The following is a 17,808-nucleotide window of genomic DNA, read 5'->3' on the forward strand; positions in this document are numbered from 1 at the left end:
CTATGGGTCAAAAAGTTAACCCAATCGGAATTCGTCTTGGCGTTGTTAAAAAGCACAATGCAAACTGGTATGCTGATCCAAAACAGTATTCAGAATACCTCATCAACGACATCCAAGTTCGCGAATACCTCCGCAAAAAATTAGACGCCGCGATGATCAGCAGTATCGTCATTGAGCGTCCAACCGGTGCCGCTAAAATTACCATCGCCACTGCGCGTCCTGGTATCGTTATCGGTAAAAAAGGCGAAGACATCGAGAAGCTTCAAAAAGAATTGACCAAAATGATGGGCGTTCCCGCTCAAGTCAACATTGAAGAAATTACCTCTCCTGATCTTGACGCACGTCTTGTTGCTGACGGTATTGCAAGTCAGCTTGAGCGCCGCGTGATGTTCCGCCGTGCCATGAAACGCGCTGTTCAAAACAGCATGCGTTCAGGCGCCCAAGGTATCAAAGTTGAGTTGTCTGGTCGTTTGGGCGGTGCTGAGATTGCCCGTACTGAATGGTATCGTGAAGGTCGTGTGCCGTTACATACCCTTCGTGCTGACATTGACTATGCATCAGTTCGTGCAGAAACAACTTATGGCACCATCGGCGTTAAAGTTTGGATTTTCCGTGGCGAAATCCTTGACGGAATGAACAGTGTTTATAATCCCGTCACTGAAGAGAAGCCTCGTGCGCCAAAACAACGCCGTGGTCGTGGAAACCGTCGAAACTCAGACAGAGGTTAAACTATGTTACAGCCAAAACGTACCAAGTTTCGTAAAATGCACAAAGGTCGTAACACAGGACTTGCCCATCGTGGAAGCACCGTTGCATTTGGACAAATTGGTCTAAAATCAGTGTCACGCGGTCGTATGACAGCGCGTCAAATCGAAGCTGCTCGTCGTACCATCACTCGCCGAATTAAGCGTGGTGGTAAAATCTGGATTCGTGTATTCCCAGACAAGCCGATCAGTAATAAGCCTTTAGAAGTACGTATGGGTAAAGGTAAAGGCCCAGTTGAATATTGGGTTTGCGAAATCAAGCCTGGTAAAGTACTTTATGAAATTGAAGGGGTTTCAGAAGAGCTTGCTCGTGAAGCACTTACGCTTGCAGCGGCAAAACTTCCCTTTAAAACTACCATTGTTAAGCGGACGATAATGTAATGAAGATCAGTGAATTACGTGATAAATCATTAGAAGAGCTGACCCAGTTACTTGATGAAAAGCAACTTGATGCTTTCCGTATTCGTATGGCTAAAGCAACTGGTCAGTTAGGAAGTACCCATGAAGTCAAAAGCAATCGTCGCTCGATTGCTCAGATTCAGACTTTGATTAACGAAAAACAAAGAGGCGACTCATGAGCGATAACAATCAAACCGGCGGTGATGTTGGCGTAGTGACCGGCCGTGTTGTCAGCGACAAGATGGACAAGTCTATCACGGTATTAATTGAGCGTTTGGTTCGTCATCCTTTATATGGTAAGCAGCTTCGCCGTTCTACCAAAATCAAAGCTCACGATGAGAACAACATTTGCCAACAAGGCGATCTTGTACGAATCAAAGAAACGCGTCCAATCTCAAAAACCAAATCTTGGACTTTGGTTGATGTGGTTGAAAAAGCAGAAAAAATCTAAGTAAATTGCTTTAAAAGTCAGAAGCTGTTAAACTAACCGCCTTTTTAAGGATGCTGATTGCACCAAGCAAAACCTGCAACGGTTTTAGGGCAGCGGCTGACTTTTATCGCTCATACGTGTGGAGTAACGCTATGATTCAGACTGAGTCAATGCTGGAAGTTGCAGACAATAGCGGTGCAAGACGAGTTCAGTGCATTAAGGTACTGGGTGGATCTCATCGTCGTTATGCATCAGTTGGCGACATCATTAAAGTAACGGTCAAAGAAGCCATTCCTCGTGGTCGTGTTAAAAAAGGCGACGTGATGAATGCTGTGGTTGTTCGCACCAAAAAAGGCGTTCGTCGTCCTGATGGTTCGGTCATCCGTTTTGATGACAATGCAGCCGTATTGTTAAACCAAAACAAAGCCCCTATCGCAACTCGTATTTTTGGACCGGTAACTCGTGAACTACGTGGTGATCAGTTTATGAAAATTGTATCCTTAGCACCAGAAGTATTGTGAGGTAAACCATGGCTAAATTACGCAAAGGCGATTCGGTAATTGTGATTGCTGGCAAAGATAAAGGCAAGCAAGGCACAATTTTAGCGGTAAAAAATGACCGCGTAAAAGTTGAAGGCATTAACATTATCACTAAGCACCAAAAGCCTAATCAAGCAACCGGTTCTGAAGGTGGTATTGTCAAGCAAGAAGCTTTTTTACATATTTCAAATGTCGCAATCTATAATGCGCAAACCCAAAAAGCAGATCGTATTGCTTACCAAATCAACGACGACGGCAAAAAACAACGCGTTTATCGTTCATCTGGTGAAGCTGTGGCGACTGCGTAAAACACTAAGGGTGTAATGGTAATGGCAAGATTAAAATCTTTATATAACGATGAGTTAAAGCAGCAAATCAAACAAGAGCTTGGCCTTGAAAATGTAATGCAAGTGCCAAAAATCACCAAAATTACTCTTAATATGGGTGTTGGTGGTGCCGCTCAAGACAAAAAATTGCTTGAAGGTGCGTTAGCAGACATGACCGCAATTGCCGGTCAAAAGCCTGTGGTCACCAAAGCGCGCAAATCCGTTGCTGGTTTTAAAATTCGTGAAGAGTGGCCAATTGGCTGTAAAGTAACCCTGCGCGGTGAGCAAATGTACGAATTTTTAGATCGTCTCATTGCCATTGCAATTCCTCGTATTCGTGATTTCCGCGGTTTTTCTTCAAAAGCATTTGATGGTCGTGGCAACTACTCTTTAGGGATTAAAGAACAGATCGTATTCCCAGAAGTAGATTTTGATAAAATTGATCGCATCCGTGGTATGGACGTGACAATCACCACATCCGCTCAAAATGATGATGAAGGTCGTGCGTTACTTAAAGCTTTCGGCTTCCCATTTAAATAAGGTAAAGACGTTATGGCAAAAAAGAGCATGATTAATCGCGAACTTAAACGCGAAAAAATGGTTGCTAAATACGCAGAAAAGCGTATCAAGCTAAAAGACATCATCGGCGATATGAACGCAAGTGATGAAGAGCGTATGGACGCGATGTTAGAGCTGCAAGCTCTACCACGTAACTCATCACCTGTTCGTCTTCGCAATCGCTGTGGTCTCACAGGTCGCCCTCATGGTTACTTCCGCAAGTTTGGCTTGTCGCGCAACATGCTGCGTGAACGAGTCATGCAAGGCGATGTTCCTGGCGTTCGTAAAGCAAGCTGGTAAGGAGTAACTCATGAGTATGCAAGATACTGTTGCTGATATGCTAACCCGTATCCGTAACGCCCAAATGGCAAATAAAGTTTCTGTAGCAATGCCAAGTTCAAAACTACGCAAATCAATTGCTGATTTGCTAGTAAGCGAAGGTTACCTTCAAAGCGCTGAAGTTCAAGCTGAAGACAATGGCAAAGCAACGTTAACTATTGAACTGAAGTACTACCAAGGTCGTCCGGTAATCGAAACCATTCAGCGCTATAGCCGTCCTGGTCTTCGTCAATTCCGTGGCAAAGATGCCATTCCAAGCGTTAAGCAAGGAATGGGCGTGGCTATCGTATCCACCAGCCAAGGCATCATGAGCGATCGCGCTGCTCGTAAAGCTGGAATCGGTGGCGAAATCGTGGCCTTCGTTGCTTAAATTATTTTAACTTATCCCATTTTTTATTAAAAGATGGGATAAGTGCTAAATAACTGCAAAAAAATTATCAAGATATAAATAATTCGTTTATAATACTTGAGCTCAAAAAACTGCTTTTAGTATCGGCAGTCTAATGAAAAGCTATGCTAAACTAGCAGGTTTTTAACTTGTTAGTTTTTTCGCTAATATAAGCAAGTCAAATTTTTAAGGAATATTCCTATGTCTCGTGTGGCTAAAGCCCCAGTGACGCTGCCAAATGGCGTAAGCGTTACTTTGAACGATCGGCAGGTCGAAGTTAAAGGCAAAAATGGTAATATGTCTTTACGCCTGCATGATTTGGTCGAGCTGAAACAGGAAGATGATGCTATTATCCTCACCCCTTCAGACGATTCACAAGATGCCATGATGTACACCGGTACCATGCGCTCATTGATTAACAACTTGGTTGTTGGCGTAAGCGAAGGCTTTGAAAAGCGTCTTCAGCTTATCGGTGTTGGTTACCGTGCTCAAGCAGCGGGTAATAAAGTAACTTTAAACGTAGGTTACTCACATCCTGTTGAATACACGCTTCCTGAAGGCGTTTCTGCTGAAACCCCATCACAAACTGAAATTGTCCTAAAATCAAACGACAAACAACAGCTTGGTCAGGCAGCAGCGAACATCCGCGCGTTCCGTCCACCTGAGCCTTATAAAGGTAAAGGTATTCGTTACAGTGATGAGCATGTGGTTCGCAAAGAAGCTAAGAAAAAATAAGGTGAGTTGATATGTTTGATAAAAAAGCAGCTCGTCTGCGTCGAGCTAAAAAAACCCGTGCCCATATCCGTCATTTAGGCGTTTATCGTTTGACGGTTAATCGTACCTCAAAACACATTTATGCCCAAGTTATCTCTCCAACAGGTGGCGAAGTGATCGCTCAGGCTTCTACTTTAGACGGCAGCCTACGTTCAGGCGCAACCGGTAACGCTGATGCAGCAACTTCAGTAGGTCAATTGATCGCTGAGCGCGCAAAAGCTGCCGGCATCACTAAAGTTGCCTTTGATCGTAGTGGCTTTAAATATCATGGCCGAGTAAAAGCACTTGCAGAAGCTGCTCGCGAAAATGGATTGGAGTTTTAATCATGGCTAGAAATGATAAAAATGATAGAACTGAGCAAACTGACGGCTTAGTTGAGCGCTTAGTGACCGTTGATCGTGTTGCAAAAGTAGTAAAAGGTGGTCGTATTTTCTCATTCACCGCACTCACTGTTGTTGGTGATGGTAATGGTCGCGTTGGCTTTGGTCGTGGTAAAGCTCGTGAAGTTCCAGCCGCCATTCAAAAAGCGCTTGAAGCAGCTAAACGTAACATGATCACTGTTGAACTAAATGACGCCACTTTATATCACCCAATTAAAGCGCGTCACGGTGCCAGTAAAGTATTCATGCAGCCAGCATCAGAAGGTACCGGCGTTATCGCTGGTGGCGCCATGCGTGCTGTATTAGAAGTTGCTGGGGTTAAAGACGTTTTAACCAAATGCTATGGCTCTACCAATACCGCAAACGTCGTTCGCGCAACCTTTAACGGTCTTCGCGACATGTCAACTCCTGAGAAGATGGCAGCCAAACGTGGTAAAACTGTAGAAGAAATTTTGGGCTAACTTTAAGTAGGTGAGTTACGATGAAAACAATGAAAGTCACTCAATTTAAATCGGGAGCCCATCGCCTCAAAAGCCACAAAGCGTGCTTGAAAGGATTGGGACTGCGCCGTATCGGTCATACTGTTGAAGTAGAAGACACACCATCAACTCGTGGCATGGTCAATCGCATCAACTACATGGTAAAAGTGGAGGAAGCGTAATGGGACTTCGATTAAATGAATTGTCACCCGGTGTTGGCGCGAAAAAAACTGCCCATCGCCGTGGTCGCGGTATTGGTTCAGGGCTTGGTAAAACTGGCGGCCGCGGGGTCAAAGGTCAAAAATCACGTTCAGGATCAAGCATTAGTGCCGGATTTGAAGGTGGTCAAATGCCACTTTATCGCCGCGTTCCTAAGTTTGGTTTTACCAGTAAAATGGCAATGACCACAGCTGAAGTACGTTTGTCTGAACTGAACAAAATTGATGGCGACGTAGTAAGCCTTGAAAGCTTAAAAGCGGCAAATATCATTCGTCATGATATGAAGCGCGCTCGTATTATCTTGTCAGGCGATGTTGCAAAAGCATTCACCTTTAAAGGCGTAAAAGTCACTAAAGGCGCTCAACAAGCCATCGAAGCTGCTGGCGGTAGCATCGAGGAGTAACCCGTGTCAAAACAATCAATGTCATCATCTGGTGTTCCGCTCAACCCCTTTGCTTTCATCCGAAAATATGATGAGCTTTGGTCGCGGCTGCTGTTTTTAATAGGCGCATTGATTGTTTATCGCTTAGGGTCGCATATTCCGGTTCCTGGAATTAATCCAGTTAATCTTGCAGATTTATTTTCGCGAAATGAAAATACCATCTTGAGTATGTTTAATATGTTCTCAGGAGGGGCACTTGAGCGAATGTCGATCATGGCGCTTGGTATTATGCCTTATATTTCAGCATCGATTATCGTTCAGATGATGTCAGCGGTGCTCCCTTCTTTAGAAGCCTTGAAAAAAGAAGGTGAGGCAGGTCGGCGCAAGATTAATAAATATACGCGTCAAGGAACGCTAGCATTAGCATTAGTGCAGTCCTTTGGGATGTGTGCAGGGCTGATTAGCCAAAACTTAACCTTGTCGTCAGGATTAACTTTTTATATTCCAGCGGTGACCTCGTTGGTTGCTGGAGCTATGTTTTTGATGTGGCTTGGTGAGCAGATCACTGAGCGCGGCGTCGGTAACGGCATCTCAATGCTGATTTTTGCCAGTATTGTTGCCGGAATGCCAGGGGTAATTTCGCAATCGATTGAGCAGGTCAATCAAGGTCAAATGAACTTGATTGCATTATTTATTTTTGTAGTGCTTGGCGTTGCTGTCACTGCAGGGATTGTTTATATCGAGCGCGCTCAGCGTCAGGTACCGGTTAATTACGCTCAGAAACAGCAGCAAGGTCGCAAGATTTATGCTCAGCAGCAATCGCATTTACCCTTAAAGATCAATATGGCAGGGGTTATTCCTGCTATTTTTGCAAGCTCCTTACTGCTGTTTCCAGCAAGTCTTGGACAGTGGGTGGGTCAATCCAATGACCCCACCCTGATGCAGAAAATACTTCAAAATATGGCATTGGTGTTATCGCCAGGTCAGCCATTGTATTTGATCTTATTTGGTGCAATGATTATTTTCTTTTGCTATTTTTATACCGCATTAGTCTTTAGTCCGCGAGAGGTTGCTGAAAACCTAAAACGCAGTGGCGCCTATATTCCAGGAATTCGCCCCGGTCAACAAACTCAGCGTTATCTTGATCATGTATTAAACCGCTTAACCTTTATTGGTGCCATTTACATGACGGTAATTTGCCTAATGCCAATGATTATCCAATCTTCATTTGGTGTGCCGTTTCATTTAGGTGGTACGTCGCTACTGATTATGGTTGTAGTAGTGATGGACTTTATTTCCCAAATTCAAGCGCATTTGATGACCCATCAATATCATGATCAAACGTTAATTCAGTCTCCGTCGCAGTCTTAATTTACGCGCGGGGAAATCTTTTAAGGAGCATGCGATGAAAGTTCAAGCATCAGTTAAAAAAATCTGTGGTAGCTGCAAAATCGTTCGCCGTAAAGGTCGCGTTCATGTGATTTGTACTGCAGAGCCACGTCACAAGCAGCGTCAAGGTTAATTAGTTTAATTAATACTTGAAAAATAACGGCGGATGCGATATCATCCGCCACTTGCCGTAGTTGATACGAAATTATATTTAATTCATAAATTGAGTATTGACCGCAATAAAACTGAAAAACAATTCTTAACTCATTGTTTTTCTATAATGGAGAATAAGCAATGGCTCGTATTGCCGGTGTTAACATTCCGGACAACAAGCATGCTGTGATCTCATTGACTTACATCTTTGGTATTGGCCGTACCACTGCTCAAAAAATTCTTGAAGCAGTAAACATTGCGCCAACCACTAAGATAAGTCAACTTGACGATACTCAGTTAGATGCTGTCCGTGCAGAAGTTGCCAACTATACAACTGAAGGTGATCTTCGTCGTGAAGTGTCAATGAACATCAAGCGTTTGGTCGATTTAGGCTGCTACCGTGGCATTCGCCATCGTCGCAACTTGCCTGTCAATGGTCAGCGTACGAAAACTAATGCGCGAACTCGTAAGGGTCCTCGCCGCGCAATTAAAAAATAATTAACTTAGGAAGCTAAAAGATGGCTAAAGACACTCGCAGTCGCAAAAAAGTGACTCGTCGTTCAGTATCGGAGGGCGTAGCCCATATCCATGCGTCTTTTAATAACACCATTGTCACAATTACCGATCGTCAAGGTAATGCATTGGCTTGGGCCACTTCAGGTGGACAAGGCTTCCGTGGTTCACGCAAATCTACCCCATTTGCCGCTCAGGTGGCAGCTGAAGTTGCTGGTAAAGCCGCTCAAGAATATGGTGTGAAAAACGTTGATGTTTTGGTCAAAGGACCAGGACCAGGTCGTGAGTCTGCGGTAAGAGCTCTTGGAGCGTTGGGATATAAAATCAACAGTATCTCTGATGTAACCCCAATCCCACACAATGGTTGCCGCCCGCCTAAAAAGCGCCGCGTCTAAGATTAAAGACGAAGCTTTTTATCCCAAAAGCTTAAGGAGACATATCAATGGCCCGTTATATTGGACCAAAACTCAAGTTATCACGCCGCGAAGGTACTGATTTAGGCCTTAAATCAGGCGTCAAACCTTATGACGTGAAAACTAAAAAAGCTGGCCGAGCGCCAGGACAACATGGCACCAGCCGCAATAAAACGTCAGAATACGCCTTGCAGCTTCGCGAAAAACAAAAAGTGAAGCGTATGTACGGTGTTCTTGAGCGTCAGTTTGCTAACTACTATAAAGAAGCGGCCCGTAAACGCGGCGCTACTGGTGAAAACCTTCTTGCTATGCTAGAAAGCCGCCTTGATAACGTCGTTTATCGTATGGGCTTTGGCTCAACTCGTGCAGAAGCGCGTCAGCTTGTCAGCCACCGTGCAATTATGCTAAAAAAAGCTGGTCGTGATGAGTTTGTTCGTGTGAACATTCCATCAATTCAGCTTCAAGATGGTGATGTGATCGCCGTTCAAGAAAAATCTCGCGAACAGCTTCGTATCAAAAATGCGATTGAACTTGCTTCTCAGCGTGGAATCCCTGAATGGTTAGACGTTGATCATAACAAGCTTCAAGGTACGTTCAAACAAGCACCTGATCGCGTTGATTTGCCAGCAGAAATCAATGAAAGCTTGATTGTTGAGCTTTACTCTAAGTAATAGTTAATTGCTGTTACACTGAGGTTAAGATAAAAACGCCATTGCGTTTATTAAACCAGTTAAATAATTCGAGGTGACACCATGATGCTAAATGCAACTGAGTTTCTAACGCCAAATGCCATTAACGTGGATACGGTTAACGAAACGATTGCGAAAGTCACACTCGAACCGTTAGAGCGCGGCTTTGGGCATACCCTTGGGAACGCCCTTCGCCGCATCTTATTATCTTCATTACCAGGCGCCGCTGTTATTGAGGCTGAGATTGATGGGGTTAACCATGAATACTCAACGCTTGAGGGATTGCAAGAAGACGTTCTTGACCTGCTTTTAAATCTAAAAGGCTTGGCAATTACCTTGCATGATCAAAATGAAGTATTTTTGACCTTAGATAAACAAGGTCCAGGCACGATTACTGCTGCAGATATCGCGCTTCCGCATAATGTTGACATTGCCAATCCTGATTTGGTTCTTGGTACATTAAGCGATCGCGGTCATTTAAAAATGCGTCTGCGTGTGGTGATGGGTCGTGGATATGAGCCAGCAAATCAGCGCCGTGAAGATGGCGACACCAAAGCAATTGGTCGCTTAAAGCTTGATGCAAGCTTTAGCCCTGTGCTCCGTGTTGCTTATCAGGTTGAGAACGCTCGTGTTGAACAGCGTACCGATCTTGATCGTCTTATCATTGAGCTTGAAACCAATGGCACAATTGATCCAGAAGAAGCAATTCGAAAAGCGGCAACTATTTTACAGCAACAGATTTCTATCTTTGTTGATTTAGAAGCCGAAGAAGCGCCTGAGCCTGTGAAAGAAAAAGAAGAGGTTGATCCGGTGCTTCTGCGCCCTGTGGACGATCTTGAACTAACGGTTCGCTCAGCCAACTGCTTGAAAGCTGAAAACATTTACTATATCGGTGATTTGGTTCAACGTTCTGAAACAGAACTCTTAAAAACACCAAATCTAGGTAAGAAATCATTGACAGAAATCAAAGACGTGCTAGCTTCTAAAGATTTAGAGCTTGGCATGCGTCTTGACAATTGGCCTCCTGCCGATTTGCGTGTCGATGACCGTTTTTCTTATCGTAGCCGTTAAACTTTAAGGATATTTGACCATGCGCCATCGTAAGAGTGGAGTCAAGCTGGGTCGTACCAGCAGTCATCGTAAGGCAATGTTCCAGAACATGACCAACTCACTGTTTGAGCATGAACTGATCAAAACAACACTGCCAAAAGCTAAAGAATTGCGCCGCGTTGCTGAGCCATTAATTACTTTAGCAAAAGAAGATAGCGTTGCTAACCGTCGTTTGGCATTCAGCCGGATGCGTAGCAAAGCTATGGTTGGTAAACTATTCGGTACTTTAGGACCTCGCTATCAGACGCGTCCAGGCGGCTATCTTCGCATTGTAAAATGCGGCTACCGTGATGGGGATAACGCACCGATGGCTTACGTAGAATTGGTTGATCGCGACTAATTTTATTAAAGTGCCATAAAAAAAGCTCCAAGAATTTGGAGCTTTTTTTGTGCTAAATGATAACTAACAGGTTAGGTTAATCGAAGAGTCAAATCATTAATGAATCTACGTTTGCTGCGCCTTGGCGGATAATTTTTGGCAAGCTTTCAGTCATATCCACAATGGTAGTAAGTTTGGTCGTTTGAATTCCGGCATTGATTAAACCATCAATTTGGCTGCTTAATGCCTCTTCAATATCAAACGGATCATCTAATACCTCAGAATGATTTGGCAAAATTAAAGAACTGGTTAAGATAGGCTCATCCATAGCCTCAAGTAATGCTTGGGCAATTGGATTGCTTGGCACACGAATCCCGATGGTTTTCTTCTTAGGGTGAGCAAGTTTTTTTGGAACATCACGCGTTGCTGTTAAAATAAACGTGATGGGGGCTGGGGTATGGGCTTTTAGCTGTTTGAACTGTTGATTGTCCACAACCGCATAAGTGGCAATTTCACTTAAATCACGACAAAGCAAAGTAAACTGATGCTTGTCATCAAGCTCACGAATATGTTTTAGCTTATCAAGGGCGTCTTTTGCCCCAAGACGGCAACCAAAGGCATAACTGGTGTCAGTTGGATAAATAAGAAGTTTGTCATCGCGAAGCAGTTGTGCGGCTTGTTCAATAAGCCTTGGCTGTGGATTATCAGGGTGAATGTAGAACGTCTGCATAACGAGATCCTTATAAAATAATGATGAGCGTCAAAATTAAATTTTTACGACTTGCCAGTATAAGGAAAAATGGAACGTCATCATATAATCTTGACGTTAAAGCGCGTAGTGAATCGTTAAAAAGGCGCGAAGTAGCGTTTGGGCATCTTTAGGGATTAAGTTTGGCTGGCAAAGATAAGTTTGTGCTTGCTGAAAAACGTCAGCGGCAAAGGTGCTGTTACTGGTATCAAAATCGGCAAATAAGTTATCTTGGGATACTTGAAAGTATCTGCTGCAACTTAAAGTCAATAAACATTCAATCGCTTGTGGCTTAATTTCTACTTTTTCAAATGCAGCTTGCTGAGCTTCGGTTCTGCCATCGGGGGCGTACCAATAACCAAAATCGTTGAGTTTGCGCCGCTGTTTACCGGCGATACACCAATGGCTAATTTCATGAAGGGCGCTTGCAAAAAAGCCATGAGCAAAGACAATTTGCGCAGGTTGATCTTGAGTAGCTGCAAAATATTCAGGCTCATGATCACCGCGAACTAAAATGGTATTTTGCGATAAAAACAGCGAATTAAATAAGCGAGTTAAGTCACGAGTTGCCGCAGTATCATCTGTTTTATGAAACGGCTTGATATCAATAGGATAGTTTTTTTGCGGTGACAGGTTAATGGGGTGACAAGCTTGTAAATCAAGTTTTGTTAAGAGCTCAAGAGCCGCTTTGGGGCTAAGTAGGGCAGCAAAATCAGGGTTGAATGAGGTCATGACTTCTCAGGTAAGTTAGCAGTGATTACGGGGCTTTTAGGAAAACTTGTAACATTAGGGCGCTAGAGAACTGAGATAAAGTACGTTACTATAGCCCCAATAATTATATACGATTTTTGATAGCGAGGCCGTAAATGGTAAGCAATTCAACGGAGTTAAGTGACCTTGTGTTAAATCAAGGCAGTATGAGTTCCCAAGCTATGAGTAAAACCGCTGGTGATATAACAACAAGTGATTTGCCAAAGCAGTTGTCCTTAGATAAGTGGGCAGATTCTGAATTTGAATGGTCAGGAAAGGTGTTCGCCAGCAGTTTTGAGCGTCTTCAAGCGGTGATAGATGACAGCGGTGAACCTTCAATATTAGATCTGCAAGCGCATTTTTATCGCCATAATAACGTGCTGCATTTAGCATTTGAGATTCAAGGTGAGGTTTGGCTGACTTGTCAGCGTTGTTTGCAGCCGGTTGCGATGGATTTAAGCGATGATTATGATTTAGCACTGTTAGATGATGACAGTCAAATTCAATTGCTTGAAGAAGCGCAAGATTATTTATTGCTTGATGAAATTGTTCAGCAAGTCTCAGGCGAGAATGTGCTACCGTTTAAAGCTCTCATTGAAGATGAGATTTTATTAAAATTGCCACTGGCGCCTAAGCATGAAGATTGTGAAATGGCGGTCGAGCAAGTGGGCGATATTCCAGAGGTGGAGCAGGAAAACCCGTTTGCAGCGCTTGCGGCATTAAAAGGTAAGCTTTAATTTTCAAAGCTTAGGGCTTTATTAATCATAAAAACATGCGTATAATGACCGGTTTATTGCATTCTGGCAAAAAACAACTGGTTTATCATTTAAAAGGTCAGTGATTTTATAAATTTGCTTGCCGTTAACTAAAGCCAGTTTATTACTTTTTTGATTTAATGATGCAGCGACTTTAGGTGTTGAGATGATTGCGCCTGTGTCAGTATCGATTAAAGCTGAATTTTAAGCTTACCCTTTTTAGTATAGGAGCTATATCATGGCTGTTCAACAAAACCGTAAAAGCCGTTCGCGTCGTGACATGCGCCGCTCACACCACCACATGAGCGTGGCTGAGCTTAGCATTGATGCCACTACGGGTGAAAAACATCGTCGTCACCACATGACCAAAGACGGTTTTTACCGTGGTCGTCAGTTATTTAAAGTCAGCCAAGACGCTTAAATAACTGCAGGTCTCACCTGATGATGATCAGTAATGTGACCTGTGAGGTGATTGAGATAACAAAAGCCAAGTTAGTTTGCTGTTATTACAATAGCAAGGTAGCTTGGTTTTTTGTTGGCTATTGTTTTAGCAAAACGCTGCCTTTAAATGGTCAATTTGGTTTAAAGGACTAGGCGTAAGGCAAGTTGCAGTGTATAGTTTGAGCTTGCCATTAGGCGATCATTCAAAACAGCCGTTTACTTTTTAATAAAAAAGTAATGAAGCGTTGGTGATTGTAGAGTTATTAGGAATCTTGATAATTATTTTAAGGAATATTGGCTATGGCGTCTGCAACTGAGACCACGACCACTTTGCCGTCCCGCGTTGCTGTAATTTTTCCAGGACAAGGCTCGCAAGCGGTTGCCATGTTGAGTGAGCTTTCAGAAGATTATCCACAAATTAAAGCCACCTTTGATGAAGCAAGTCAAGCTCTTGGTGAGGATTTGTGGGAGATTTGCCAAGATGAAGCCCGCTTAAACCAAACTGAATATACCCAGCCAGCATTGCTTGCAGCAAGCATTGCGCTTTGGCGGATTTTGGAAAGCAAGCTTGAAAAAGCACCTTGCTATTTGGCGGGTCATTCGCTAGGTGAATATAGTGCGCTTTGTGCCGCAGGGGTGATTTCTTTTCCCGATGCCATTCGCTTGGTTCATAAGCGCGGTCAATTGATGCAAGAAGCGGTTGCCGGCGTTGATACGGCGATGGCAGCAGTGTTAGGGCTTGAAGACAGCCGCGTTGAAACGCTTTGCGAACAGGCAACTGAGCATGTTGATGGGGCAATTGTCAATGCCGCCAACTTTAATAGCCCAGGTCAGGTGGTCGTTTCAGGAAATGAAGCAGGCGTTAATGCCGTTATTGATAAAGTCCAAAATACCGGCAAAAAAGCCATTCCGTTAAAGGTAAGCGTGCCATCACACTGTGCGCTTATGCAGCCGGCAACCGCGGCGCTTGCAGAATTGCTCGCTACTATCAAATTTGAGCCACCCGCCATTCCGGTCATTCAAAACCGTCATGCGCGCGCTGAAAGCAATATTCAAGCAATCAAGCAAGCATTAACGGAGCAATTAAGCGAGCCGGTACTTTGGTCAAAAACCATGCAATCACTTGCAGATAAGCAAATTGATGTGTTAATCGAATGCGGTAGCGGAAATGTGTTAAGCAATCTTGCCAAACGCCAAGCTGACCCTATTGCAAGCTACCCTGTGGACAAACCCGCTCGACTTGATAAATTACTGGAGGTGCTATTATGAGCCGAACAATTACCCTAGTAACCGGTGCTAGCCGCGGTATCGGCAAAGCCGTTGCCAAGCGTTTTGCCAAAGAAGGTCATTTTGTGATTGGTACTGCCACCACTGAAAAAGGGGCGGCGCTGATTGATGATTATCTGCACGACATTGGCGGTATTGGTCGCGTTCTTGATGTTCGTGACATGACCCAAATTGAAAAGCTGTTTGAAGAAATTGAAAGCGTTTACGGTGCGGTACAAGTTTTGGTAAATAACGCCGGAATTACTCAAGATGGCTTGCTGATGCGCATGAAGGATGAAGATTGGGACAATGTTATTGATACTAATTTAACTTCAGTATATCGTTTAAGCAAGCGCGCAGTTCGCGGTATGATGAAAGCCCGCCGTGGTCGCATCATTAACATCAGCTCAGTGGTCGCGCAAATGGGCAATGCCGGTCAGTCGAATTATGCGGCGACCAAAGCCGGAGTTGAAGGCTTTAGCCGGACGCTTGCTCGCGAGATTGGTTCACGGCAAATCACGGTCAACTGCGTCGCTCCGGGTCTTATTGAAACGGACATGACCGATGAGCTTGATGAGCGCCTGCTTAATTCTATGCTGGATGCTGTTCCCATTGGGCGATTAGGTCAGCCAGAAGATATTGCCGCTGCCGTCTCATTTTTAGCCAGTGATGAAGCAAGCTATATCACCGGTGCAGTTCTTGCAGTCAATGGCGGCATGTATATGTAACCCTGCTGAGGTAAGCTTGAGCAAAAGTGATGTCAGCGCTGCTAAAAGTGCCAACTTAAGATCAACAAAAAAAATCGTGAACGAGTGTAAACTCGAACGAATGATGTTATAATCAAGCAGCTTTTTTGCTCAAGTCTTAAATTTGATGGCAAAATAAATGTTAGTGGTTATCCTCAATTAAAATTTATTCTTAATAAGAAAGGAGTATTATATGAGTAATGATACAGAAGCACGCGTAAAGTCAGCCGTTGCCGAACAGCTGGGCATGAACGTTGAAGACATCAAAAATGATGCCTCTTTTATGGAAGACTTAGGCGCTGACTCACTAGACTTAGTTGAGTTGGTTATGTCATTTGAAAGTGATTTTGGTATCACCATTCCTGATGAAGATTCAGCTGAATTGACCACAGTTCAAAAAGCGATTGATTACGTTCAAGCTCAGCTTTAAGTTAAAGGCAACTTGCCTTTTTTCTGAGCCTTGGCAGTGATAATTCATCACTAATTGCTAAAAACCGCCTAATTTATTGGGCGGTTTTTTATTAACTTTACAATGACTTTTAAAAATAATTGGTTAAAGAAAAGAACGTTTTTCTAACACGAATCAACAAACGCTTACTTTGAGCCGACGGATAATTTGCTATACTAATTTTCGTTCAAGAAGCTGTCTAAAAACCAACTGTTAAAAACTTGATCAGAATCGAGTTTAGAATTAAGTTTTTATAACAACAATAAATAATAATCAAATCAAGGAGTTATCATGGGTGTTTTTAGTTTTGCCAAAAGCGTTGGTGATAAAATTTTTCATCGTGATGATGACAAACATCAAGCCAATACAGAAACTCATGCCGATGCCAGCAAACCGGCTCAATCTACTGAACCTTCAGCACAATCTGTAGCTAATATTTTATTGCAGCGCATTCAGCAACAACATCTAAATATCAGTAACCTTAAAGTTAAATATACCGGCTCAACCGACACGGCGGAAATCAGCGGGACGGCAAAAACTCAAGCGGATCGCGAAAAAGCTATTATTGCGGTCGGTAATGTTCAGCACGTAGCTAAAGTTATTGACCATATTACCGTTGAGCAGCAAGCGCCAGAATCAACAATGTATACGGTTCAATCAGGCGACACGCTATCAAAAATTGCAAAATCTGTTTATGGCTCAGCGGATGATTATATGAAAATCTTTGAAGCCAATAAGCCGCTCTTGTCCGACCCAAATAAAATCTATCCGGGTCAAGTGCTTCGAATTCCAAAAGCTTAATTTTAATAAATTTTATAATAAAAAAGCCTTTTAACAGTTAAAAGGCTTTTTTATTACTATCACCAAAGGTTATAGTAATTAAGATGGTAAGTTCGTTACGCAAATTGCCTTTAGTTTTTGCTGTTGCTCCATCACTGCCCAATCGATATGCTCATCAAGCATTGAGCCATGAGTATTTATTTGGCTTAAAAGGGCAGTAATAATTTCTTGACTTGCTGGCGCGTTGCCTAAAGCAATGGCAATATTGCGTAGAAAGTTGACAAATCCGGTTCGGCGCAGGGGGCTGCCTTGAGTGTTTTTTAAAAAAGTCTCCTCCGACCACTGCCAAAGCTCAAGAAGGCTGCTGTTGTCAAGCTTGTTTCTTGGCAAAAAATCCTCAACGGCGGTGAGGGTGGCATAGCGATTCCACGGGCAAATCAGTTGGCAATCATCACAGCCAAAAATGCGGTTGCCGATAGCGCGGCGATATTTAATATCGATACTGCCTTGATGTTCAATGGTCAAGTAAGAAATGCAAGCACTGGCGTTGACTTCATAAGGGGCAACAATAGCTTGAGTGGGGCAAACGTCTAGGCAAGCTTGGCAGCTGCCACAATGCGGCGTTATCGGAGCATCGTCCGGCAATTCAAGACTGGTAAATAGCTCGCCTAAGACAAAAAAAGAACCAGAAGTATTGTTCAATAAAAGCGTGTGCTTTCCTGTCCAACCAAGTCCTGCGGCATCAGCAATGGCGCGCTCAAAAATAGGCGCAGAATCGCTAAAAGGTCGAAACACAAAAGGATCGTGGCAGCCGATAGTTAAGTGCTGCCAATCGGCAAGCTTGGCTTCAATTTGGATTGCCAATTGTTTAAGGCGCCCACGCATGGTTTTATGATAGTCACGACCGCGAGCATAGCGGGCAATGATGGCATGATTGGGGCGTAGATTGTCCTCAACCGTTCGCGGCTTGATGGGGTCGGTGAGGTAATCCATGCGAACGCTAATGATCGTTTTTGCACCTGTTACCAACCTGTCTGGATGTTCGCGAAGTTCATGGTTGTTATGCAAAAATTGCAGCTGACCTTCATAGCCCTTATCAAGCCAAGACTTAAGATGCGCCATTTGCTTGGCAAATAGCGGATGATGAACAGAAATAAAACCACAATCTGTAAATCCAAGCGCTAACGCTTGCTCATGAATCCACTGCTTGACATCATTTACAGAATCAAAGACAGTTTTAGAATAGGCAGGATCAGTCATAAACCATCGCTTGGGTAAAACGCTTCTAGCGCATTGCAGAAGGCAAAGGGT

General features: G+C 43.6%; 30 protein-coding genes. 27 read left to right on the plus strand and 3 right to left on the minus strand.

Annotation, left to right across the window (positions count from 1 at the left end; all coding sequences use genetic code 11):
• Nucleotides 1–2: 2 nt before the first annotated feature.
• From rpsC to rplQ, 21 genes are all read left to right on the plus strand, one after another.
• On the plus strand, nucleotides 3–728 hold the full coding sequence (gene rpsC, locus ACZ5XY_RS08400) for a 30S ribosomal protein S3 (RefSeq protein ID WP_201533126.1): 726 nt from the start codon (nucleotides 3–5) through the stop codon (nucleotides 726–728).
• Between the two features lie 3 nt (nucleotides 729–731).
• Nucleotides 732–1,145, plus strand: coding sequence for a 50S ribosomal protein L16 (gene rplP, locus ACZ5XY_RS08405; protein ID WP_201533124.1), 414 nt, complete (start codon nucleotides 732–734; stop codon nucleotides 1,143–1,145).
• Nucleotides 1,145–1,342: a 50S ribosomal protein L29 gene (gene rpmC / locus ACZ5XY_RS08410; RefSeq protein WP_201533121.1), complete on the plus strand. Its 198-nt coding sequence runs from the start codon at nucleotides 1,145–1,147 to the stop codon at nucleotides 1,340–1,342. The genes rplP and rpmC overlap by 1 nt, the downstream gene beginning before the upstream one ends.
• A complete protein-coding gene (gene rpsQ / locus ACZ5XY_RS08415; protein WP_464740730.1) occupies nucleotides 1,339–1,614 on the plus strand; it encodes a 30S ribosomal protein S17 in 276 nt (91 codons plus the stop codon). Before rpmC ends, rpsQ begins: the two co-directional genes overlap by 4 nt.
• 131 nt (nucleotides 1,615–1,745) lie before the next feature.
• Nucleotides 1,746–2,114, plus strand: a complete 369-nt coding sequence (gene rplN / locus ACZ5XY_RS08420; protein ID WP_169393464.1) for a 50S ribosomal protein L14 — start codon at nucleotides 1,746–1,748, stop codon at nucleotides 2,112–2,114.
• A gap of 8 nt (nucleotides 2,115–2,122) precedes the next feature.
• The gene (gene rplX / locus ACZ5XY_RS08425; RefSeq protein ID WP_464740732.1) at nucleotides 2,123–2,440 is read left to right on the plus strand and encodes a 50S ribosomal protein L24; all 318 of its coding nucleotides are present in this window, start codon (nucleotides 2,123–2,125) and stop codon (nucleotides 2,438–2,440) included.
• Nucleotides 2,441–2,461: 21 nt separating this feature from the next.
• A complete protein-coding gene (gene rplE, locus ACZ5XY_RS08430; RefSeq protein WP_201533115.1) occupies nucleotides 2,462–2,998 on the plus strand; it encodes a 50S ribosomal protein L5 in 537 nt (178 codons plus the stop codon).
• Between the two features lie 12 nt (nucleotides 2,999–3,010).
• On the plus strand, nucleotides 3,011–3,316 hold the full coding sequence (gene rpsN / locus ACZ5XY_RS08435; RefSeq protein ID WP_201533113.1) for a 30S ribosomal protein S14: 306 nt from the start codon (nucleotides 3,011–3,013) through the stop codon (nucleotides 3,314–3,316).
• A 10-nt stretch (nucleotides 3,317–3,326) separates the two neighbouring features.
• A complete protein-coding gene (rpsH, locus tag ACZ5XY_RS08440) occupies nucleotides 3,327–3,725 on the plus strand; it encodes a 30S ribosomal protein S8 (protein WP_201533104.1) in 399 nt (132 codons plus the stop codon).
• 219 nt (nucleotides 3,726–3,944) lie between these two features.
• Entirely contained in the window at nucleotides 3,945–4,478 is a 534-nt protein-coding gene (gene rplF / locus ACZ5XY_RS08445) for a 50S ribosomal protein L6 (RefSeq protein WP_464740735.1), read from the plus strand.
• Between the two features lie 11 nt (nucleotides 4,479–4,489).
• The gene (gene rplR, locus ACZ5XY_RS08450; RefSeq protein WP_464740737.1) at nucleotides 4,490–4,840 is read left to right on the plus strand and encodes a 50S ribosomal protein L18; all 351 of its coding nucleotides are present in this window, start codon (nucleotides 4,490–4,492) and stop codon (nucleotides 4,838–4,840) included.
• A gap of 2 nt (nucleotides 4,841–4,842) precedes the next feature.
• A complete protein-coding gene (gene rpsE, locus ACZ5XY_RS08455; protein WP_464740739.1) occupies nucleotides 4,843–5,358 on the plus strand; it encodes a 30S ribosomal protein S5 in 516 nt (171 codons plus the stop codon).
• Nucleotides 5,359–5,378: 20 nt separating this feature from the next.
• Nucleotides 5,379–5,558: a 50S ribosomal protein L30 gene (gene rpmD, locus ACZ5XY_RS08460; RefSeq protein WP_201533096.1), complete on the plus strand. Its 180-nt coding sequence runs from the start codon at nucleotides 5,379–5,381 to the stop codon at nucleotides 5,556–5,558.
• Complete coding sequence (gene rplO / locus ACZ5XY_RS08465; RefSeq protein ID WP_464740741.1) at nucleotides 5,558–5,998, plus strand: 50S ribosomal protein L15; 441 nt, start codon at nucleotides 5,558–5,560, stop codon at nucleotides 5,996–5,998. The genes rpmD and rplO overlap by 1 nt, the downstream gene beginning before the upstream one ends.
• An 18-nt stretch (nucleotides 5,999–6,016) precedes the next feature.
• A complete protein-coding gene (secY, locus tag ACZ5XY_RS08470; protein WP_464743831.1) occupies nucleotides 6,017–7,348 on the plus strand; it encodes a preprotein translocase subunit SecY in 1,332 nt (443 codons plus the stop codon).
• Between the two features lie 34 nt (nucleotides 7,349–7,382).
• Entirely contained in the window at nucleotides 7,383–7,499 is a 117-nt protein-coding gene (gene rpmJ / locus ACZ5XY_RS08475; protein WP_025644371.1) for a 50S ribosomal protein L36, read from the plus strand.
• Between the two features lie 161 nt (nucleotides 7,500–7,660).
• A complete protein-coding gene (gene rpsM, locus ACZ5XY_RS08480; protein ID WP_464740743.1) occupies nucleotides 7,661–8,017 on the plus strand; it encodes a 30S ribosomal protein S13 in 357 nt (118 codons plus the stop codon).
• A gap of 20 nt (nucleotides 8,018–8,037) precedes the next feature.
• Nucleotides 8,038–8,427, plus strand: a complete 390-nt coding sequence (rpsK, locus tag ACZ5XY_RS08485) for a 30S ribosomal protein S11 (RefSeq protein WP_169393452.1) — start codon at nucleotides 8,038–8,040, stop codon at nucleotides 8,425–8,427.
• A gap of 47 nt (nucleotides 8,428–8,474) precedes the next feature.
• Complete coding sequence (gene rpsD, locus ACZ5XY_RS08490; RefSeq protein ID WP_464740746.1) at nucleotides 8,475–9,116, plus strand: 30S ribosomal protein S4; 642 nt, start codon at nucleotides 8,475–8,477, stop codon at nucleotides 9,114–9,116.
• Nucleotides 9,117–9,197: 81 nt separating this feature from the next.
• Nucleotides 9,198–10,205: a DNA-directed RNA polymerase subunit alpha gene (locus ACZ5XY_RS08495; protein WP_464740748.1), complete on the plus strand. Its 1,008-nt coding sequence runs from the start codon at nucleotides 9,198–9,200 to the stop codon at nucleotides 10,203–10,205.
• A gap of 19 nt (nucleotides 10,206–10,224) precedes the next feature.
• The gene (gene rplQ, locus ACZ5XY_RS08500; protein WP_169393449.1) at nucleotides 10,225–10,584 is read left to right on the plus strand and encodes a 50S ribosomal protein L17; all 360 of its coding nucleotides are present in this window, start codon (nucleotides 10,225–10,227) and stop codon (nucleotides 10,582–10,584) included.
• Nucleotides 10,585–10,672: 88 nt separating this feature from the next.
• On the opposite strand, the gene ACZ5XY_RS08505 is transcribed toward rplQ, so the two are convergent.
• Entirely contained in the window at nucleotides 10,673–11,293 is a 621-nt protein-coding gene (locus tag ACZ5XY_RS08505) for an L-threonylcarbamoyladenylate synthase (protein ID WP_464740750.1), read from the minus strand.
• A 96-nt stretch (nucleotides 11,294–11,389) separates the two neighbouring features.
• Nucleotides 11,390–12,043, minus strand: a complete 654-nt coding sequence (locus ACZ5XY_RS08510) for an elongation factor P hydroxylase (RefSeq protein WP_464740752.1) — start codon at nucleotides 12,041–12,043, stop codon at nucleotides 11,390–11,392.
• A gap of 134 nt (nucleotides 12,044–12,177) precedes the next feature.
• Here ACZ5XY_RS08510 and ACZ5XY_RS08515 point away from each other — a divergent pair, with 134 nt between their 5' ends.
• The 6 genes from ACZ5XY_RS08515 (at nucleotide 12,178) to lysM (ending at nucleotide 16,518) form a co-directional block, all read left to right on the plus strand.
• Nucleotides 12,178–12,798: a YceD family protein gene (locus tag ACZ5XY_RS08515; RefSeq protein ID WP_464740754.1), complete on the plus strand. Its 621-nt coding sequence runs from the start codon at nucleotides 12,178–12,180 to the stop codon at nucleotides 12,796–12,798.
• Between the two features lie 256 nt (nucleotides 12,799–13,054).
• Nucleotides 13,055–13,237 (plus strand): 50S ribosomal protein L32, encoded by a 183-nt coding sequence (gene rpmF, locus ACZ5XY_RS08520; RefSeq protein ID WP_201533070.1) that lies wholly within the window; start codon nucleotides 13,055–13,057, stop codon nucleotides 13,235–13,237.
• A gap of 320 nt (nucleotides 13,238–13,557) precedes the next feature.
• Nucleotides 13,558–14,526 carry an ACP S-malonyltransferase gene (gene fabD, locus ACZ5XY_RS08525; RefSeq protein WP_464740756.1) on the plus strand — a complete coding sequence of 323 codons (969 nt, stop codon included), beginning with the start codon at nucleotides 13,558–13,560 and terminating at the stop codon, nucleotides 14,524–14,526.
• A complete protein-coding gene (gene fabG / locus ACZ5XY_RS08530) occupies nucleotides 14,523–15,251 on the plus strand; it encodes a 3-oxoacyl-ACP reductase FabG (protein WP_464740758.1) in 729 nt (242 codons plus the stop codon). The genes fabD and fabG overlap by 4 nt, the downstream gene beginning before the upstream one ends.
• Nucleotides 15,252–15,462: 211 nt before the next feature.
• Nucleotides 15,463–15,699, plus strand: a complete 237-nt coding sequence (gene acpP, locus ACZ5XY_RS08535; RefSeq protein ID WP_169393443.1) for an acyl carrier protein — start codon at nucleotides 15,463–15,465, stop codon at nucleotides 15,697–15,699.
• A 309-nt stretch (nucleotides 15,700–16,008) separates the two neighbouring features.
• Nucleotides 16,009–16,518 carry a peptidoglycan-binding protein LysM gene (gene lysM, locus ACZ5XY_RS08540; protein ID WP_464740760.1) on the plus strand — a complete coding sequence of 170 codons (510 nt, stop codon included), beginning with the start codon at nucleotides 16,009–16,011 and terminating at the stop codon, nucleotides 16,516–16,518.
• Between the two features lie 78 nt (nucleotides 16,519–16,596).
• On the opposite strand, the gene queG is transcribed toward lysM, so the two are convergent.
• Nucleotides 16,597–17,757 carry a tRNA epoxyqueuosine(34) reductase QueG gene (gene queG / locus ACZ5XY_RS08545; RefSeq protein WP_464740762.1) on the minus strand — a complete coding sequence of 387 codons (1,161 nt, stop codon included), beginning with the start codon at nucleotides 17,755–17,757 and terminating at the stop codon, nucleotides 16,597–16,599.
• Between the last annotated feature and the right edge of the window lie 51 nt (nucleotides 17,758–17,808).

It is taken from the genome of Psychrobacter sp. GTC18467 (assembly GCF_055397455.1).

Excerpts from the sequence above, each read along its gene's own strand:
- rpsC (WP_201533126.1), top strand. The coding sequence starts at position 3 with ATGGGTCAAAAAGTTAACCCAATCGGAATTCGTCTTGGCGTTGTTAAA.
- rplP (WP_201533124.1), top strand. The coding sequence starts at position 732 with ATGTTACAGCCAAAACGTACCAAGTTTCGTAAAATGCACAAAGGTCGT.
- rpmC (WP_201533121.1), top strand. The coding sequence starts at position 1,145 with ATGAAGATCAGTGAATTACGTGATAAATCATTAGAAGAGCTGACCCAG.
- rpsQ (WP_464740730.1), top strand. The coding sequence starts at position 1,339 with ATGAGCGATAACAATCAAACCGGCGGTGATGTTGGCGTAGTGACCGGC.
- rplN (WP_169393464.1), top strand. The coding sequence starts at position 1,746 with ATGATTCAGACTGAGTCAATGCTGGAAGTTGCAGACAATAGCGGTGCA.
- rplX (WP_464740732.1), top strand. The coding sequence starts at position 2,123 with ATGGCTAAATTACGCAAAGGCGATTCGGTAATTGTGATTGCTGGCAAA.
- rplE (WP_201533115.1), top strand. The coding sequence starts at position 2,462 with ATGGCAAGATTAAAATCTTTATATAACGATGAGTTAAAGCAGCAAATC.
- rpsN (WP_201533113.1), top strand. The coding sequence starts at position 3,011 with ATGGCAAAAAAGAGCATGATTAATCGCGAACTTAAACGCGAAAAAATG.
- rpsH (WP_201533104.1), top strand. The coding sequence starts at position 3,327 with ATGAGTATGCAAGATACTGTTGCTGATATGCTAACCCGTATCCGTAAC.
- rplF (WP_464740735.1), top strand. The coding sequence starts at position 3,945 with ATGTCTCGTGTGGCTAAAGCCCCAGTGACGCTGCCAAATGGCGTAAGC.
- rplR (WP_464740737.1), top strand. The coding sequence starts at position 4,490 with ATGTTTGATAAAAAAGCAGCTCGTCTGCGTCGAGCTAAAAAAACCCGT.
- rpsE (WP_464740739.1), top strand. The coding sequence starts at position 4,843 with ATGGCTAGAAATGATAAAAATGATAGAACTGAGCAAACTGACGGCTTA.
- rpmD (WP_201533096.1), top strand. The coding sequence starts at position 5,379 with ATGAAAACAATGAAAGTCACTCAATTTAAATCGGGAGCCCATCGCCTC.
- rplO (WP_464740741.1), top strand. The coding sequence starts at position 5,558 with ATGGGACTTCGATTAAATGAATTGTCACCCGGTGTTGGCGCGAAAAAA.
- secY (WP_464743831.1), top strand. The coding sequence starts at position 6,017 with ATGTCATCATCTGGTGTTCCGCTCAACCCCTTTGCTTTCATCCGAAAA.
- rpmJ (WP_025644371.1), top strand. The coding sequence starts at position 7,383 with ATGAAAGTTCAAGCATCAGTTAAAAAAATCTGTGGTAGCTGCAAAATC.
- rpsM (WP_464740743.1), top strand. The coding sequence starts at position 7,661 with ATGGCTCGTATTGCCGGTGTTAACATTCCGGACAACAAGCATGCTGTG.
- rpsK (WP_169393452.1), top strand. The coding sequence starts at position 8,038 with ATGGCTAAAGACACTCGCAGTCGCAAAAAAGTGACTCGTCGTTCAGTA.
- rpsD (WP_464740746.1), top strand. The coding sequence starts at position 8,475 with ATGGCCCGTTATATTGGACCAAAACTCAAGTTATCACGCCGCGAAGGT.
- ACZ5XY_RS08495 (WP_464740748.1), top strand. The coding sequence starts at position 9,198 with ATGATGCTAAATGCAACTGAGTTTCTAACGCCAAATGCCATTAACGTG.
- rplQ (WP_169393449.1), top strand. The coding sequence starts at position 10,225 with ATGCGCCATCGTAAGAGTGGAGTCAAGCTGGGTCGTACCAGCAGTCAT.
- ACZ5XY_RS08505 (WP_464740750.1), bottom strand. The coding sequence starts at position 11,293 with ATGCAGACGTTCTACATTCACCCTGATAATCCACAGCCAAGGCTTATT.
- ACZ5XY_RS08510 (WP_464740752.1), bottom strand. The coding sequence starts at position 12,043 with ATGACCTCATTCAACCCTGATTTTGCTGCCCTACTTAGCCCCAAAGCG.
- ACZ5XY_RS08515 (WP_464740754.1), top strand. The coding sequence starts at position 12,178 with ATGGTAAGCAATTCAACGGAGTTAAGTGACCTTGTGTTAAATCAAGGC.
- rpmF (WP_201533070.1), top strand. The coding sequence starts at position 13,055 with ATGGCTGTTCAACAAAACCGTAAAAGCCGTTCGCGTCGTGACATGCGC.
- fabD (WP_464740756.1), top strand. The coding sequence starts at position 13,558 with ATGGCGTCTGCAACTGAGACCACGACCACTTTGCCGTCCCGCGTTGCT.
- fabG (WP_464740758.1), top strand. The coding sequence starts at position 14,523 with ATGAGCCGAACAATTACCCTAGTAACCGGTGCTAGCCGCGGTATCGGC.
- acpP (WP_169393443.1), top strand. The coding sequence starts at position 15,463 with ATGAGTAATGATACAGAAGCACGCGTAAAGTCAGCCGTTGCCGAACAG.
- lysM (WP_464740760.1), top strand. The coding sequence starts at position 16,009 with ATGGGTGTTTTTAGTTTTGCCAAAAGCGTTGGTGATAAAATTTTTCAT.
- queG (WP_464740762.1), bottom strand. The coding sequence starts at position 17,757 with ATGACTGATCCTGCCTATTCTAAAACTGTCTTTGATTCTGTAAATGAT.